This window comes from Streptomyces sp. NPDC040718 (genome assembly GCF_055593565.1).
The window spans coordinates 722,388-737,683 of sequence record NZ_JBVIXO010000001.1 but is presented as its reverse complement, the minus strand read 5'-3'; the positions used below and the strand labels follow the sequence as shown (position 1 = coordinate 737,683).

The 15,296-nt window shown below is 71.5% G+C and carries 16 protein-coding genes; 9 read left to right on the top strand and 7 right to left on the bottom strand.

Translation table 11 applies throughout. From position 1 onward, the window contains the following. Nucleotides 1-8 precede the first annotated feature (8 nt). A complete protein-coding gene (locus ACZ597_RS03365) occupies nucleotides 9-329 on the top strand; it encodes a nuclear transport factor 2-like protein (RefSeq protein WP_471324271.1) in 321 nt (106 codons plus the stop codon). Between the two features lie 14 nt (nucleotides 330-343). Here the strand turns inward: ACZ597_RS03365 and ACZ597_RS03360 are convergent, their stop codons facing one another. Then, complete coding sequence (locus tag ACZ597_RS03360) at nucleotides 344-1,477, bottom strand: serine hydrolase domain-containing protein (protein ID WP_471324268.1); 1,134 nt, start codon at nucleotides 1,475-1,477, stop codon at nucleotides 344-346. A 180-nt stretch (nucleotides 1,478-1,657) separates the two neighbouring features. Here ACZ597_RS03360 and ACZ597_RS03355 point away from each other — a divergent pair, with 180 nt between their 5' ends. After that, the gene (locus tag ACZ597_RS03355; RefSeq protein WP_471324266.1) at nucleotides 1,658-2,281 is read left to right on the top strand and encodes a hypothetical protein; all 624 of its coding nucleotides are present in this window, start codon (nucleotides 1,658-1,660) and stop codon (nucleotides 2,279-2,281) included. Between the two features lie 166 nt (nucleotides 2,282-2,447). Here ACZ597_RS03355 and ACZ597_RS03350 read toward each other — a convergent pair whose 3' ends face one another. From ACZ597_RS03350 to ACZ597_RS03340, 3 genes are all read right to left on the bottom strand, one after another. Continuing rightward, the gene (locus ACZ597_RS03350) at nucleotides 2,448-3,755 is read right to left on the bottom strand and encodes an extracellular solute-binding protein (protein ID WP_471324264.1); all 1,308 of its coding nucleotides are present in this window, start codon (nucleotides 3,753-3,755) and stop codon (nucleotides 2,448-2,450) included. 265 nt (nucleotides 3,756-4,020) lie between these two features. Continuing rightward, complete coding sequence (locus ACZ597_RS03345) at nucleotides 4,021-4,638, bottom strand: SMI1/KNR4 family protein (protein ID WP_471324261.1); 618 nt, start codon at nucleotides 4,636-4,638, stop codon at nucleotides 4,021-4,023. Between the two features lie 22 nt (nucleotides 4,639-4,660). After that, nucleotides 4,661-5,038, bottom strand: a complete 378-nt coding sequence (locus ACZ597_RS03340; RefSeq protein WP_471324257.1) for a DUF192 domain-containing protein — start codon at nucleotides 5,036-5,038, stop codon at nucleotides 4,661-4,663. 273 nt (nucleotides 5,039-5,311) lie between these two features. Here ACZ597_RS03340 and ACZ597_RS03335 point away from each other — a divergent pair, with 273 nt between their 5' ends. Continuing rightward, on the top strand, nucleotides 5,312-6,064 hold the full coding sequence (locus ACZ597_RS03335; RefSeq protein ID WP_471324254.1) for a prepilin peptidase: 753 nt from the start codon (nucleotides 5,312-5,314) through the stop codon (nucleotides 6,062-6,064). Between the two features lie 131 nt (nucleotides 6,065-6,195). On the opposite strand, the gene mgrA is transcribed toward ACZ597_RS03335, so the two are convergent. Next, on the bottom strand, nucleotides 6,196-7,233 hold the full coding sequence (mgrA, locus tag ACZ597_RS03330; protein ID WP_471324251.1) for an L-glyceraldehyde 3-phosphate reductase: 1,038 nt from the start codon (nucleotides 7,231-7,233) through the stop codon (nucleotides 6,196-6,198). A gap of 127 nt (nucleotides 7,234-7,360) precedes the next feature. On the opposite strand from mgrA, the gene ACZ597_RS03325 reads away from it, so the two are divergent. From ACZ597_RS03325 to ACZ597_RS03305, 5 genes are all read left to right on the top strand, one after another. Continuing rightward, nucleotides 7,361-8,122, top strand: coding sequence for an isoprenyl transferase (locus ACZ597_RS03325; RefSeq protein ID WP_405978907.1), 762 nt, complete (start codon nucleotides 7,361-7,363; stop codon nucleotides 8,120-8,122). 306 nt (nucleotides 8,123-8,428) lie between these two features. Next, a complete protein-coding gene (locus tag ACZ597_RS03320) occupies nucleotides 8,429-9,745 on the top strand; it encodes a PhoH family protein (protein WP_471324248.1) in 1,317 nt (438 codons plus the stop codon). Nucleotides 9,746-10,159: 414 nt separating this feature from the next. Then, a complete protein-coding gene (locus ACZ597_RS03315; RefSeq protein WP_471324245.1) occupies nucleotides 10,160-10,879 on the top strand; it encodes an aggregation-promoting factor C-terminal-like domain-containing protein in 720 nt (239 codons plus the stop codon). A 118-nt stretch (nucleotides 10,880-10,997) separates the two neighbouring features. Next, on the top strand, nucleotides 10,998-12,347 hold the full coding sequence (locus ACZ597_RS03310) for an AI-2E family transporter (protein ID WP_471324243.1): 1,350 nt from the start codon (nucleotides 10,998-11,000) through the stop codon (nucleotides 12,345-12,347). After that, nucleotides 12,331-13,017, top strand: a complete 687-nt coding sequence (locus ACZ597_RS03305) for a hypothetical protein (protein ID WP_471324240.1) — start codon at nucleotides 12,331-12,333, stop codon at nucleotides 13,015-13,017. Before ACZ597_RS03310 ends, ACZ597_RS03305 begins: the two co-directional genes overlap by 17 nt. A 77-nt stretch (nucleotides 13,018-13,094) precedes the next feature. Here the strand turns inward: ACZ597_RS03305 and ACZ597_RS03300 are convergent, their stop codons facing one another. Together ACZ597_RS03300 and ACZ597_RS03295 are read right to left on the bottom strand one after the other, a co-directional pair. Next, a complete protein-coding gene (locus tag ACZ597_RS03300; protein ID WP_471324239.1) occupies nucleotides 13,095-13,634 on the bottom strand; it encodes an alkyl hydroperoxide reductase in 540 nt (179 codons plus the stop codon). A 3-nt stretch (nucleotides 13,635-13,637) separates the two neighbouring features. Further along, the gene (locus ACZ597_RS03295) at nucleotides 13,638-14,192 is read right to left on the bottom strand and encodes a peroxiredoxin (RefSeq protein WP_469111318.1); all 555 of its coding nucleotides are present in this window, start codon (nucleotides 14,190-14,192) and stop codon (nucleotides 13,638-13,640) included. A gap of 135 nt (nucleotides 14,193-14,327) precedes the next feature. On the opposite strand from ACZ597_RS03295, the gene ACZ597_RS03290 reads away from it, so the two are divergent. After that, nucleotides 14,328-15,275 (top strand): hydrogen peroxide-inducible genes activator, encoded by a 948-nt coding sequence (locus tag ACZ597_RS03290; protein ID WP_471324236.1) that lies wholly within the window; start codon nucleotides 14,328-14,330, stop codon nucleotides 15,273-15,275. Nucleotides 15,276-15,296: the final 21 nt, after the last annotated feature.

Below are 15,296 nucleotides of genomic sequence, written 5' to 3'. Positions count from 1 at the left end.
GAGACCCCGTGATCAAGACCGACCAGCTCACCGACCCCGCCGTCCGGGCCTTCGTCACCGCCGTCAACGCCGGCGACCAGGACGCCTTCCGGGCCGTCCTGGCCCCCGGCGCGACCATGTCCGACGACGGCTCGGACCGCGACCTGACCGACTGGGCGGACCGCGAGATCTTCTCCTCCCGCGGTCACATGTCGGTCGAGAAGCAGACCGACGACGGCCGGGCCCTCGTCGTCGCCTACCGCAACGACACCTGGGGCGAGATGCGCACCGCCTGGCGGTTCACCGTCTCCGACGGCCACATCAGCCGCTTCGAGACCGGCCAGGCCTGACCGGAGGAAAGCGCCTACAGCCCTCGCGCCACCCTGAGCACCGCCGCCGTCAGGCGCCCGTTCTCCGGGGCCAGCCCGCCCGGGAAGCCGAAACGGCGGCGCGTGTACCCGTACGCGATCCCCGTCACCGGGTCGGCGAAGCCGTTGCCGCCCGCCGCACCGCAGTGCCCGAAGGCCTCCGGGCCCACCGCCGGCTGGGTCTCGAAGCCCAGCGCGAAGTGGTCCGCCTCCGAGGTCACCCGGTCCTGCCCCGGCGTGTGCAGCCGCGCCACGTCGGCCACCGTCGCCGGCTCCAGCAGCGCCGGCATGCCGTCCAGCCCGCTGATGGCCGCCGCGTACAGGGCGGCCACCCCGCGCGCCGTACCGCTGCCGCCCGCCGAGGCCGGGCCGAGGGCCTTCACCTTCGGGTGGTTGGCGTACCCGACCAGGTCCATCGGCGGCTCGTGGTGCCAGTTGAAGGCCGTCCTCATCATCTCGGGCGGCGGGCCGCCCGCCGCGAGCAGCTCCTGCTGCGCGGGCGTCGGCAGCATCTCCAGGACCGGCTTCCAGCGGCCCTCCAGCTCCGCCGGCAGACCCATGTACAGGTCCAGCCCGTACGGCGCCCGCACCCGCTCCTCGTAGACCTGCTGGAGCGAGCGGCCCGTCGCCCGCCGCACCACCTCGCCCGTCAGCGCGCCGATCACGAACGCGTGGTAGCCGTACGCCGTGCCGGGCTCCCAGAAGGGCTCCTGCACCGCCAGCCGGGCCGCGATGAACGCGTCGTCCGCGACCTCCTCGTACGAGAAGCCCTCGTCGCTGCTGATCAGCCCGGAGCGGTGCGCGACGAGCTGCCGCACCGTCAGCCGCTCCTTGCCGTGCCCGGTGAACTCCGGCCAGTACGCCGACACCGGGCGCTCCAGGTCCAGTACGCCCTCCTGCGCCAGCAGCGCCACGACCAGGTGCGCGGCGCCCTTGGTGAGGGAGAAGACCCCGCTCAGGGTGGACCCGTCGGTGTCCTCGCCGCCCCACAGGTCCACCACGGTCCGACCGTGGTGGCGCACCGCCAGCTGGGCCTCCGGCGGGTTCGGCTCGGCGGCCACGAAGGCCTCGAACTCCTCCCGTACCGCCTCCCAGCCCGCTGCGACCGTCCCGTCGACCGTCATGCCCATGCCGTCCCCCGTGGTGGTGCGGGGACCGTTTCCCCGTTCGGGCAGAGACAACCAGAGGCGTCCGGCGCGCATTTCGGTCCGGAAGGGAATCTGTCACCTGCGCGTCCGCCGGCCGCTCCGTACGGGTGAACGCGCGCACGGCGTCGTTCCGGCCCGCCGCGGGGGCCCGTTGGTCCGGGCATGAAGCGCACTCGCACCGCCGCCCTCGCCCTCGCCGCGGCAGCCGCGGCCGTCGCCCCAGCCCTCGGCCAGACGTCCGCCACCGCTGCCCCGGGCACCGATTACCTCCAGGACCCGGCCGGGGGTGAGCACGCGATGAAGTCCGTGTGGACGGAGAACAAGAAGCACAAGCTGGAGGGCCAGGCCCGCTTCCACCCGGGGATCCGGTACTCGACGGTCTCCCGCCCGTCGCACCCCCACGACCCGAGGAGCGAGCGGCAGGTCCCCGACCCGGCCACGCTCTCCTGGCAGCCCTCGTACGAGTTCGCCTGGGCGGTCTCCGACGCCCTCGTGAACCAGGGCCTGACCACCAAGAACGGTACGCACCCGATCGTCGTGCACGCCGTGCTGCGCGACGCGAAGGGGGTCGCGCGGGCGGAGGTGGAGCGGAAGCTGACGGGGCAGCCGGCGACGGGGCGTCAGAAGGTCGCGGGAGACAAGAAGATCGCGTGCGACACCGGCGAGTACACGGTGGAGTGGTCGGTCACGCGCACCCACTACGGGACGCTGACGGGCACCCTGCGCTGGGACTCCGGCTGCGAGCGGTACCGCAAGGCGTTCTCCGCGGAGAACGGCGGGTCGTAGCGGGAGGCAGGGGCGGAGATGGGGAGGGGGAGGCCTGTCGCCCCGCGCACCTTGTGGGTGCTCGGCGGGCGACGGGGCCGCGGCCTCGGATCGAGTGCCGACAGCCATTCTGCCGTACGGGATGGGGTGCGGCAGGGAGGCGAAGGTCCCTTGTCGCAGGGGACTTTCAGTGCTTCTTCTTCGAGGCGGCGCTCGCCTTCGCGGCGATGTCCTCCAGGACGGCCTTCGGGCTGGCGCCCGGTTCGAGGGCCCGTCCGATGTTGCGCTTGATGGTGTCGCTGACCGACATCCAGGCCGGGTTGTTCACCGGGTAGAGCTGGGCGCCGCGCAGGGCGGTCAGGAACTGCTCGTCGTTCCTGTCGAGGCCGCCGCCCGAAGGGGTGCGGGAGGCCGTGACGGTCGAGGGCAGCAGGTGGTAGCGGCCCGCGAAGTCCGACAGGTTCTTGTCCTGGTAGACGAAGTCCAGGAACTTGCCGATCTCCTCGCGCTTGCCGTTCTGCTTGAAGGCCATCATCCAGTCGGCCACGCCCACGGTCGGCGGGGTCTCGCCGGTGCCGAGGTAGTCCGAGACCGGCATGGCCACGGCGCCGACGGTGATGCCCTTGGCGCGCGCCTCGTGGGAGAGGGACGGGTAGCCGTTCAGCATGCCGACCTCGCCGCGCAGGAACGCCGCGAAGGCGTCGGCGCGGTTGAGCTGCGAGGGCGGTGTCGGGCCGGTCAGCCCGGGGTTCACCATCTTGGTCTGGAGCCAGTTGAAGGCCTGGATGTTCTGGTCGGAGGCCAGGCTGTAGTTGCCGCTGCTGTCGGCGTAGCCGCCGCCGTTGGACAGCTCCCAGATCATCGCCTCCGCGTGCGCCTCCTCGGGGCCCAGCGGCAGGGCGTACGGGTACTTCACGCCCTTGCCCTTGAGCGCCTTGGCGGCGGTCTCCAGGTCCGCCCAGGTCTTCGGCTGCCAGGTGGGCGAGCCGTCCTTGGCGACGAGGCCGGCGTCCGCGAACAGCCGGGTGTTGTAGAAGAGCAGGCGGCTGCTCGCCACGAAGGGCAGGCCGTAGAGGGTGTTGCCGACCGACCCGGCCTCGGCGAGGGGCTGGAGGAAGTTCGCCTCCGCGCTGATCGAGAGCAGTTCTTCCGCGGAATACAGCTTGCCCTCGGCGGCGAAGTCGGAGTAGGAGCCCATGAGGGCCATGTCCGGCGCCTTGCCCGCGTCGACCATACGGGAGACCTCGCGGTCGATGTCGGCCCACGGGAGGAGCTTGACCTCGACCTTGATGCCGGGGTTCGCCTTGGTGAAATCGGCCGTCACCTTGTCCCAGAAAGCCTTGGAACTGGTGGCGGGGGTGTTGCCGTATTCGGCCGCGATCAGCCGCAGCGTGTCGGCGCCGCCGTCACCGGAGGAACTTCCGCAGCCGGACAGCGGTATCAGTAGACCGAACACGGCTGCTGTGGCGGCCGCGCCGAACATTCTTCGTCGCACGGGTGGATACCCCTGATTTTCTTTTGAGTCCCGTTATTACTTATGAGTTGCTCCGGGCTGGGGTGTCCCGCCGTGGCCCGTCTGGCCGGAATTCTCTCCCGAGGGCGGTCGGCTTGAACGCATTGGGTCGGCAGTTGTGTTCAATGCTCCAACCGGGGGATTTCCCGATTGTGTTTTCCGATATGGCCAAGGGATAGGCGACGCGCGTAGACATGCCGAAAAGCCCGTTTCCGGGCCGGAAACGGGCTGGGTGTGATTTCGGCTGCTAGTCGGCGAACTCGCCGGCGTAGGGGTCCGGCTCGCCCGTCTCGGGGTTGCGGCCCTCCTGCCAGCGGCGCTGGGCCTTGCGCCAGTGGACGAAGCTGAGGTGGCCGGCGTCCCAGAAGGTGATGCTCACGGGGCTCACGTCGAACTCGTCGGAGCAGAGCCGGAGCAGGAATTCGGCCATGCCGTACGGGTGGACGGCGAAGGCGTCGGCGGTGTGCCGTCCGGCGACCAGCACCGGCCACCGGTCCGGGTCGGGGTCGGTGGTGAGCCAGCACAGGATGTCGGACCCGCCGGTGACGCCCCAGGCGATGATCGACTCCGGGTCCACGTCGAAGGCCGCCCGGCCGCCCCCGGCGTCCCACAGCTGCCGGGCGTTGGCGGTCTCCTCGGCCATCTCGGCCGGGTCCCACTGGAGTCCGGGCTTGGGCAGCGGCAGCAGGATGCTGGCCTCGCCGTTGATGGAACCGGCCCCGTAACGCCCCATGAACGCCACGAAGTCGGCCGGGAACCGGGTCCCCCACACGGCCTCCGCCGCCTGCCAGTCGACGTCCTCGTCGGCGCCGTGCGTCGCCGGCATGATCTGCTCCAGCGCCTTGATCCGCGCGTTCTCCGTCATGCCGCTCCCCTGAGACCCCAGCTCAACCGCCCCAACCTACCGCCCCGTGCCGAGAGGTCGAGACGGCGACCGGGCTCCCCACGGCCAGGCCCCAGCCGGCCATCGCCCCCGCCTCGGCCTCCAGCACGTGCCGGGAGCGGAGCCGGGGCAGGCCCAGGCGGCCCGGGGGCATGGTGGTCAGGGCGATCACGCGCATCCGGCGGTCGAGGTAGGCCACGTCGATCGGGAACCGCATCCGGAAGGTGTGCACGCTCCCCGCCGGCGTCAGCAGCAGCGCCCCCTCCACGCCGTCGCGGCCGAGCAGGCCGCGGGTCCGGGCCCGGTAGGAGGCCGCGACCTCCAGAGGTACGGCCACGGTGCCGATGAGGAGGGTGCCGGGGCCGTCCTGCCAGTACGCCATGCGGGTCACCCTAGGGCTCGGCGCCGCCTCCTGGGGGCTCCGCCCCGGACCCCCGCGCCTCATACGCCGGCGGGGCCGGATTTGCCGCTGCGCGGCACCATCCGGTCCGCGCGGCGTTCGAGCGCAACGGGGTCAGGGGCGGAGCCCCCGGGGAACGGTGGAAGGGCGGGCGGGGGACCTCGCCCCGCGCAGCGGCCGCGCCCCGTCGGCGGGACGGCGGCGTTGGGTCCCGGGGCCCATCCCGCGGAGCGCCCGGCGGCCTACCGTCACCGGATGGGCGCACTCGTGATCACCCTCGCCGCCGCCGCGTACGGCGCCACCGCCGGCCTGGCGCTGCCCCGCGCGGCGTACCGCCTCTCGGTGGAACCGGGCCGGCCCTGGCGCGGGCGCTGCCCCGACGGCCACCCGCTGCGGGGCTGGCTCGGGCCCGCCCGGTGCGCCCCCAGCGCCCCCGGCACCCCCGGCGGGCCGACGGCGCGGCCCTACGGCCCCCGCACCGGCTGGACCGGCGGGATCACCGCCGGGGTGTGCGCCGCACTCGGGGCAGGGCTCGGCCCCCGGCCCGAGGCGGCCGTGTTCGTCGCGCTCGCGCCGGTGCTCGTCCTGCTGGCCGTCGTCGACCTCGCCGTGCACCGGCTCCCCGACGTGCTCACCCTGCCCCTGGCCGCCGCCTGCGCCGCGCTGCTCGGCGCGGCCGCGCTGCTGCCCGGCGCCGCCGGGTCCTGGCGGCTCGCCCTGCTGGGCGGACTCGCGCTCGGGGCCGCGTACCTCGTGCTGTTCCTGATCAACCCCGCCGGGATGGGGCTGGGGGACGTCAAGCTGGCGCTCGCCCTGGGGGTCGCTCTTGGGTGGTACGGGTGGGGGGTATGGGCGGCCGGGGCGTTCCTGGGGCTGCTCTACGGCGCCGTATACGGCCTCGGCCTTGTGCTGAGCGGCCGCGCGGGCCGCGACCAGGGGTTCGCCTTCGGCCCCTTCATGGCCGCCGGAGCCCTCACCGGAGTGCTGCTGGGCGGATTCGGAGCGTAATCGTTTTGCGGCAATGCACGCAGGACGCTTTACGAAGGGTTATGGTGGAACCCCCCCCTCGGGCCGGTCCGTATCCCCCCCACGGACCGGCCCGTTTTCTGTTCCACGCGCCCTCAGGGCAAAAGCGCAGGTCAGCCGCGCTGGGCCCAGATGTTGGTGCCGGGGGTGGACACCGCGAAGGAGTCGATCTCCTTCAGCTCCTGTTCCGTGAGCGGCGCACCCGCCAGCGCGGCCACGTTCTCCTCCAGCTGCTTCACGCTCGACGCGCCGATCAGCGCGGAGGTCATCCGCTCGTCGCGCAGCACCCAGGTCAGCGCCAGCTGGGCCAGGGACTGGCCGCGCCGGGCCGCGATGTCGTTCAGGCCGCGCAGGCGGCGCACCACGTCCTCCGACAGCAGCGCGGGGTTCAGGGACTTGCCCGCGGCCGCCCGGGAGTCCTCCGGGATGCCCTGGAGGTACTTGCCGGTCAGCATGCCCTGCGCGAGCGGCGCGAAGGAGATGCAGCCCATGCCGGCCTCCTCCAGGGTGTCCAGCAGCGCGTCCTCCTCCGTCCAGCGGTTGATCATGGAGTACGAGGGCTGGTGGATCAGCGGGCGCACGCCCATGTCCGTCAGGATCCGCGCGGCCTCCGCCGTCTGCTCCGCCGTGTACGAGGACACGCCGACGTACAGCGCCTTGCCCTGCCGGACCGCGGACGCGAGCGCGCCCATGGTCTCCTCCAGCGGGGTCTCCGGGTCGAAGCGGTGCGAGTAGAAGACGTCGACGTAGTCCACGCCCATCCGCTTCAGCGAGGCGTCGAGCGAGCCGAGGAGGTACTTGCGGCTGCCCCATTCGCCGTACGGGCCGGGGTGCATGAAGTAGCCGGCCTTGGTGGAGAGCACCAGCTCCTCGCGGTACCGCGCGAAGTCCTGGGCGAAGACCTTGCCGAAGTTCAGCTCGGCGGAGCCGGGCGGCGGGCCGTAGTTGTTGGCCAGGTCGAAGTGGGTCACGCCGAGGTCGAAGGCGCGGCGCAGGATGGCGCGCTGGGACTCCAGGGAGCGGTCGTCCCCGAAGTTGTGCCAGAGGCCCAGGGAGATCGCGGGGAGCTTGAGGCCGCTGCGACCCGTGCGCCGGTAGGGCATGGAGTCGTAGCGCGAGGTCTCTGCCCGATAGGGATTGTTATCAGTCACGATGTCCTTGCTATCACGGACTTGTGACAGACCGAGTTGGGTACCCGATCCCGGTGCGCAGTAATGTGGCGGACTCGGGGGAGACCGCAATTCGCACGGGGGCATTGCACGGAGGGGCTCGAAGATCGTGAAGCTGCGCGACCTGGTGTACAGGCTCTATGCACGCCGGGTGGAAGGCCGCCTCGACCATGACGCGTCGCCCAAGCACATCGGCGTCATCCTGGACGGGAACAGGCGCTGGGCCAAGGCGTCCGGAGGCACGACGGTGCAGGGCCACCAGGCCGGCGCCGACAAGATCTCCGAGATGCTCGGCTGGTGCACGGAGACGGACGTCGAGGTCGTCACCCTGTGGATGCTCTCCACGGACAACCTGGACCGGCCGGAGGTCGAGCTCCGGCCGCTGCTCAACATCATCGAGAACACGGTCCGGGGCCTCGCCGAGGACGGCCGCTGGCGCGTCCACCACGTCGGCAACCTGGACATCCTGCCCGCGCAGACCCAGACGGTGCTGAAGGAGGCCGAGCAGGCCACCCACGACATCGACGGGATACTGGTCAACGTCGCCGTGGGCTACGGCGGCCGCCAGGAGATCGCCGACGCGGTCCGCTCGCTCCTGCTGGAGCACGCCGAGAAGGGCACGTCCTTCGAGGAGCTCGCCGAGGTCCTGGACATCGACCACATCGCGGAGCACCTCTACACCCGCGGCCAGCCCGACCCCGACCTGGTGATCCGCACCAGCGGCGAGCAGCGGCTGTCGGGGTTCATGCTGTGGCAGAGCGCCCACTCGGAGTACTACTTCTGCGAGGTCTTCTGGCCGGCCTTCCGCAAGGTCGACTTCCTGCGCGCCCTGCGCGACTACGCCGCCCGCCACCGGCGCTACGGCACCTGACCCACCCACAGGACACCCCCCTCGGCCCCACGCGAACCCTTCACCAGGGATTCACCGAGCGTCCGTCATATGCCATGGCATGGCACCGCACGTTCGAGGGCATAACCCAGGCAGGTCGACGCCCGATCCACGGGTGTCGAGTCTCAGCGGACGGCACAGGGCCGTCCGCCCGGGAGGCCCTTTGCACCAGGACGCGCGTGCGGTTCGCACGGACGGATTGGAGGGCCGGAAGTCGGCCCTGGCACTGGCGCCGATGACCGGTCCGGTCTTCATGGCCCGACCTCTTCCGAGGGGGTACGTCCTTCCGTGGTGACCAGCACAAAGCGCCGCCTGCCCGACAGGCGGACCTACGTCCTCGACACCAGCGTCCTGCTGGCAGACCCCAACGCGTTCTCCCGCTTCGACGAGCACGAGGTCGTGCTCCCGATCGTGGTGATCACCGAGTTGGAGGCCAAGAGGCACCATCCCGAACTCGGCTACTTCGCCCGTCAGGCCCTGCGCCTGCTCGACGACTTCCGGGTCCGCTACGGTCGCCTCGACGCCCCCATCCCGCTGGGAGATCTGGGCGGCACGCTGCGCGTCGAGCTCAACCACTCCGACCCCGGCGTCCTGCCGGCGGGCTTCCGGCTCGGGGACAACGACTCGCGGATCCTCGCGGTCGCCCGCAACCTCCAGGCCGAGGGCTACGACGTCACGGTCGTCTCGAAGGATCTCCCGCTGCGCATCAAGGCCTCCTCCGTGGGGCTGCTCGCCGAGGAGTACCGCGCGGAGCTCGCCATCACCGACGCCGGCTGGACCGGCATGAGCGAGCTCGCCCTGTCGGGGGAGCAGGTGGACCTCCTCTACTCCGAGGAGCGGCTCCACGTACCGGAGGCCGCGGAACTGCCCGTGCACACCGGGCTGGTCCTCCAGTCCGAGCGCGGCAAGGCCCTGGGCCGGGTCACCGCCGACGGCAACGTGAAGCTCGTACGGGGCGACCGCGAGGCCTTCGGCCTGCACGGGCGCAGCGCCGAGCAGCGCATCGCCCTGGACCTGCTCCTCGACCCGGAGATCGGGATCATCTCGATGGGCGGCCGGGCCGGCACCGGCAAGTCGGCGCTGGCGCTGTGCGCGGGCCTGGAGGCGGTGCTGGAGCGGAGGCAGCACCAGAAGGTCATGGTCTTCCGGCCGCTGTACGCGGTGGGCGGCCAGGACCTCGGCTATCTGCCCGGAGACGCGGCCGAGAAGATGAGCCCCTGGGCGCAGGCGGTCTTCGACACCCTCTCGGCGGTCGCCGGGCGCGAGGTCATCGAGGAGGTGCTGGGGCGCGGGATGCTGGAGGTCCTGCCGCTCACGCACATCCGGGGCCGCTCGCTGCACGACGCGTTCGTCATCGTGGACGAGGCCCAGTCGCTGGAGCGCAACGTCCTGTTGACCGTTCTGTCCCGTATCGGGGCCAATTCGCGGGTCGTTCTCACCCACGACGTGGCCCAGCGCGACAATCTGCGCGTCGGCCGGTACGACGGAGTGGTCGCCGTCGTTGAGAAGCTGAAGGGGCATCCGCTCTTCGCCCACGTGACGCTGACCCGCTCCGAGCGCTCCCCGATCGCCGCACTGGTGACGGAAATGCTGGAGACCCTCTAGGAGGGAACGGGGTAAAACCCCCATAGCGGGACGGTAAGTTGGCGCCGCCCGGCAAAGGCCCAGGAGCCTAGCCGGGCGGCGCCCTGCTGCACAGGCGTTTTCCCGAATCACCGGCATCACGGCAGGTGTGACCTTTCACACGCAACGCAGAATTGCCCTGCGGCGTCGAGGTCCGGCAGAGTCTGTTCTCCGTCAGGCCCCGCATACGGCACACCTGTATCTCCGGTTGAGATACGCGCAGTACGAACAACTCCACAGCCGATGTCCGTATGCCGCCCGGTACAGCCGGCAGCCCCCGCAAGGGAGTTGCCCACGGGCCAGTGTCTCCGGTGACCTCAACACCACGGAGACCAGTGTCGAGGGGGCACTCTTGCGACCGCGCGGTCACTGCGGACGCTGCTGGAAGGACACCGTGTGAGCCGGATCTCGGTCCGGGGGTTCGCAGTGGCTTCGGCCACCGCGGTCACCACCGTCGGCGCAGTCGTGGGCGTCGCCACTGGCGATGCCGCCTCCAACGACATCGAGACGACCGCTTCCGGCGCGACTCTCCTCACCGACCTCCCGGTCGGCGAGCAGGCCCAGGTCCAGAGCGCCACGCTGGCGCAGCAGGCCGACACCATCGCCCACGCCGCCGACGCCGACGCCAAGCGCTCGGTGGAGGAGGCCGCCCGCATCCAGGCCGCCGAGGACGCCAAGTCCAAGAAGGCGGAGGCCGAGAAGGCCGAGCAGGTGAAGAAGGCGGAAGCCGACGCCAAGCTCAAGGAGCAGCGCGAGGAGGAGGGCGAGGTCGCCAGCCGTTCCGCGGCCCGCGACGCCGGCGACTTCCCGGTCCAGGGCTCCTACACGGTCGCCCAGGTCAAGGACATCGCCCGGCAGCTGGTCCCGGCGGGCCAGTTCCAGTGCTTCTCGAACATCATCAACCAGGAATCCACCTGGAACTACAAGGCCGTCAACTCCTCCTCGGGAGCCTACGGTCTGGTCCAGGCGCTCCCCGGTTCGAAGATGGCCTCGGCCGGCTCCGACTGGCGCACCAACCCGGCCACCCAGATCAAGTGGGGTCTGGGCTACATGAACGAGCGCTACGGCAGCCCGTGCAGCGCCTGGAGCTTCCACCAGGCCAACGGCTGGTACTAGAGCCCTGGCACAGGGCCCGCGCACGACCTCGGGGAACCCCGCACCGTCCGACGGTGTGGGGTTCCTCGCGTGTACGGTCGTGCGAGGTGTCACCGCTGGGCGGGGGGAAAGGAACGACATGGCGAAGAGGGCAGGCTGGCTCGGCCGGCTCGGCAGCAGACTGAGCCGGATGGAGGCGGCCCTGGACGAGCGGCGGGCCGAGGTCGAGGCCGAGACCGTCGGCGAACCGCCGCTGCCCGCTCCCGCCCCCGCCTCGGAGGCGGCGGCACGGGGTGCCGCGGCGCCGGGCGCGCCCGGGGTGCTCCCGCCGCCCGAGCGGCCCGACCCGGTGACCGTCATCCCGTGGGGGGTGCGGGTCGCCGCCGAGGCGAGCTGGCGGCTGCTGCTCCTCGCCGGAATGGTCTGGGTCCTGATGAAGGTGATCAGCGAAGTCCGCCTGGTCGTCCTCGCCTTCGCCGCCGCCCTGCTCGTCACCGCGCTGCTCCAGCCGTTCGTGGTGCGGCTGCGCAGGCTCGGACTGCCGCGCGGGCTCGCCACGGCCGTCACGGCGATCCTCGGCTTCGTCGTCATCGGGCTGGTCGGCTGGTTCGTGGTCTGGCAGGTCATGGAGAACCTGGACGACCTCTCCAACCGGCTCCGCGAGGGCATCAACGAGCTCAAGACCTGGGCACTGGACAGTCCGTTCCACGTGACCGAGAAGCAGATCAACGACATCGCGAAGAACCTCAGCGAGACCATCGGCACCAACACCGAGGAGATCACCTCCGCCGGCCTCCAGGGCGTGACGGTGCTCGTCGAGGTGATGACGGGCATGCTGCTCGCGATGTTCTCCACGCTCTTCCTGCTCTACGACGGCAAGAGGATCTGGACCTGGGTGCTGGGCCTCGTCCCGGCCGCCGCCCGCCCCGGTGTCGCGGGCGCGGGTCCGCGCGCCTGGCGCACGCTGACCGCGTACGTGCGCGGCACGGTGCTCGTCGCGCTGATCGACGCCGTCTTCATCGGCCTCGGGCTGTACTTCCTCGACGTGACGATGGCCGTGCCGCTGGCCGTGTTCATCTTCCTGTTCGCCTTCATCCCGCTCGTCGGAGCCGTGATCTCCGGCGCGCTCGCCGTGGTCGTGGCGCTGGTCACCCAGGGGCCCGTCATCGCCCTGGCGGTACTGGGCGTGGTGCTGGCGGTCCAGCAGATCGAGGGGCACGTGCTCCAGCCCTTCATCCTCGGCCGGGCCGTACGGGTCCACCCGCTCGCGGTGGTGCTCGCGGTGGCCGCCGGCGGGATGATCGCGGGCATCGGCGGGGCCGTCGTCGCGGTGCCGCTGGTGGCCGTCACCAACACCGTGGTGGTGTACCTGAGGGCGTACTCCCGCGAGCGGCAGCTCGGGGTCGTCGCCGCCACGGGTCCGGGCCCGCACGGGGCCACGGCGGTACGGGCCGCCGCGCTGGAGGCCGGGGATGATCAGCGAGCCTGAGCTCGAAGGGGAGTGGGCCGAGGCCTCCCCGGCCGAGCTCCCGGGCCCGTCGGAACGGCCCGGGGGCCGGGAGGGGCGCCGACGCGCTCCCTGGCTCTGGGCCATGGGCGGGGCCGTGCTGGCCTCCGCCGTGTGGGCGGGGGTGCTGGTGGTGCAGGAACGTTACGCCGCCGCCGGGCCGCCCCTCGCGTACCGGCACAGCGAGCAGCTGTGCGGGGAGGTCCCGCTGAAGGCCGTGGGGGCGGTGCTCGGGGGCTTGGGCGTGGGCATGCCGAGCCACGACCAGAGCGCGGCACTGGACTGGTCCCAGTGCTTCTCCGTCGGCGGGCGGGGCGACAGCCTCCCCACCCACGACGCCCTGGTGCTGGTCGAACTGCACAAGAAGACCGACCCCGATGCCGAGTTCGGCCACGGACCCACCTTCAACCTGAACCTGCGCCGCGCGTCCCTCCCGCCGGAGCAGGTCCCCGGGCTCGGGGAGCGGGCGGTGTTCCTGGGGGAGGAGGAGGCGCCCCGGCTCCAGGTGCTCGACGGCGGGGCGGTCTTCACCATGCGGGTCCAGTGGTGGCCGGGCCAGGACGGCGAGGGCGGCGACCGCGACGAGAACGCCGTCAAGGCGGCGATGGTCGAGGACATGCGCGCGCTGATGGACCGGCTGCGCAGGAAGTGACCCGGAACGCGACGTGCCCCCGCAGCCCTTGCGGGCTGCGGGGGCACGGTGGCGCGCAGGAGCACCCCGGCGGGTGACTACTCGGCGGCGAGGGCCGCTTCCGCGTCGAGGGTGACGGCGACGGCCTGGATCACCGAGGCGATCTTGAAGGCCTCCTGGACCGTCTCGCGGTCGACGCCCGCCTTGCGCAGGACCTGCTCGTGCGAGTCCAGGCACTGGCCGCAGCCGTTGATCGCGGAGACCGCGAGCGACCACAGCTCGAAGTCGACCTTCTCCACGCCCGGGTTGCCGATGACGTTCATCCGCAGGCCCGCGCGCAGCGTGCCGTACTCCGGGTCGGAGAGCAGGTGGCGCGTCCGGTAGAAGACGTTGTTCATCGCCATGACCGCGGCGGCGGACTTGGCGGCGCCGTACGCCTCCGGGGACAGCGCGGCCTTGGCCTCCGGCTCCAGCTCACGCAGGACGCGCGGGGAGCGGGCGGCGATCGCGCAGGACAGGACGGTGCCCCACAGCTGCTGCCGGGTCAGGGTGTCCTGGTTGCCGATGACCGAACCGAGGTTCAGCTTCAGGTCCTTGGCGAAGTCCGGTATGGCCGACTTCAGGGTGTCGAGGGACATCCGTCACTCACCGGCCAGCAGGGCGCCGGCGTTCAGGGTGTCGTCGCCCTTGGTCCAGTTGCAGGGGCACAGCTCGTCGGTCTGCAGGGCGTCGAGGACCCGCAGGACCTCCTTGGGGTTACGGCCCACGGAACCGGCGGTCACCATGGCGAACTGGATCTCGTTGTTCGGGTCGACGATGAAGACCGCGCGCTTGGCGAAGCCGTCCTCGCCCTCGACGCCGCAGGCCTGCATCAGGTCGTGCTTGACGTCGGCCAGCATCGGGAAGGGCAGGTCACGCAGGTCGGCGTGGTCCTTGCGCCAGGCGTGGTGGACGTACTCGGAGTCGCCGGAGACGCCGAGGATCTGCGCGTCGCGGTCCGCGAACTCGTCGTTCAGCTTGCCGAACGCGGCGATCTCGGTCGGGCACACGAAGGTGAAGTCGGCAGGCCAGAAAAACACCACGCGCCACTTGCCCTCGTAGGACTTGTGGTCGATCTGCGCGAACTGCTTGTCGGCGTCGAGGGAGACGCAGGCGGTCAGATCGTAGGTGGGGAACTTGTCACCGACAGTGAGCACACTCACTCCTTGCAGAATGGAAAGTGACCCTTTTGGGGGCTTTCCGAAGGGGTTGGACGGATCTCACATGCTGGCACAGCAGCATTGATTACGGAAATAGCTACTCTTGTGGCGGGTGATCGGAGGTACCTATCAGTGGCTGTCAGTAGTAGAGGACCGAAGCAGCCGACGCTGGCGCAGCTGCGCGCCTTCGCGGCGGTCGCCGAGCACCTGCACTTCCGCGACGCCGCCGCCGCGATCGGAATGAGCCAGCCCGCGCTCTCCGGCGCCGTCTCCGCGCTGGAGGAGGCGCTCGGGGTGCGGCTGCTGGAGCGCACCACCCGCAAGGTGCTGCTCTCCCCGGCGGGGGAGCGGATCGCGGTGCGCACGCGGGGCGTGCTCGACGCGCTGGGCGGGCTGCTGGAGGAGGCCGACTCGGTACGGGCCCCCTTCACCGGCGTACTGCGGCTCGGGGTGATCCCGACCGTGGCCCCCTACCTGCTGCCGACCGTGCTCGGGCTGTTCCAGCGCCGCTACCCCGGCATGGACCTCCAGGTGCACGAGGAGCAGACGGCCCCGCTGCTGGAGGGGCTGGCCGGCGGGCGGCTGGACCTGCTGCTGCTCGCGGTGCCGCTGGGCGTCCCCGGCATCACCGAACTGCCCGTCTTCGACGAGGACTTCGTCCTGCTGGCACCCCGCGAACACCCGCTCGCCGGGCGGCGCGACATCCCGCGCGAGGAACTGCGCGGACTCCAGCTGTTGTTGCTCGACGAGGGGCACTGCCTGCGCGACCAGGCCCTGGACATCTGCCGCGAGGCGGGACGCGGAGCCGGAGCGGACGTCACCACCACCGCGGCGGGGCTCTCCACGCTCGTCCAGCTCGTCGCGGGCGGTCTCGGCGTGACCCTCCTGCCGCGCACCGCGCTGCGGCTGGAGACCGCGCGCAACGAGTACCTGGCCACCGGCTACTTCGCCGAGCCGGCGCCCTCGCGGCGGATCGCGCTGGCCATGCGGACGGGGACGGCCCGGCAGGACGAGTTCCGGGCCATCGCGGCCGCGCTGCGCGAAGCCGTACGCCCCCTCCCGGTCTGGCCGGCCGACTAGGGCCTGTCCGGCGGAACAGGC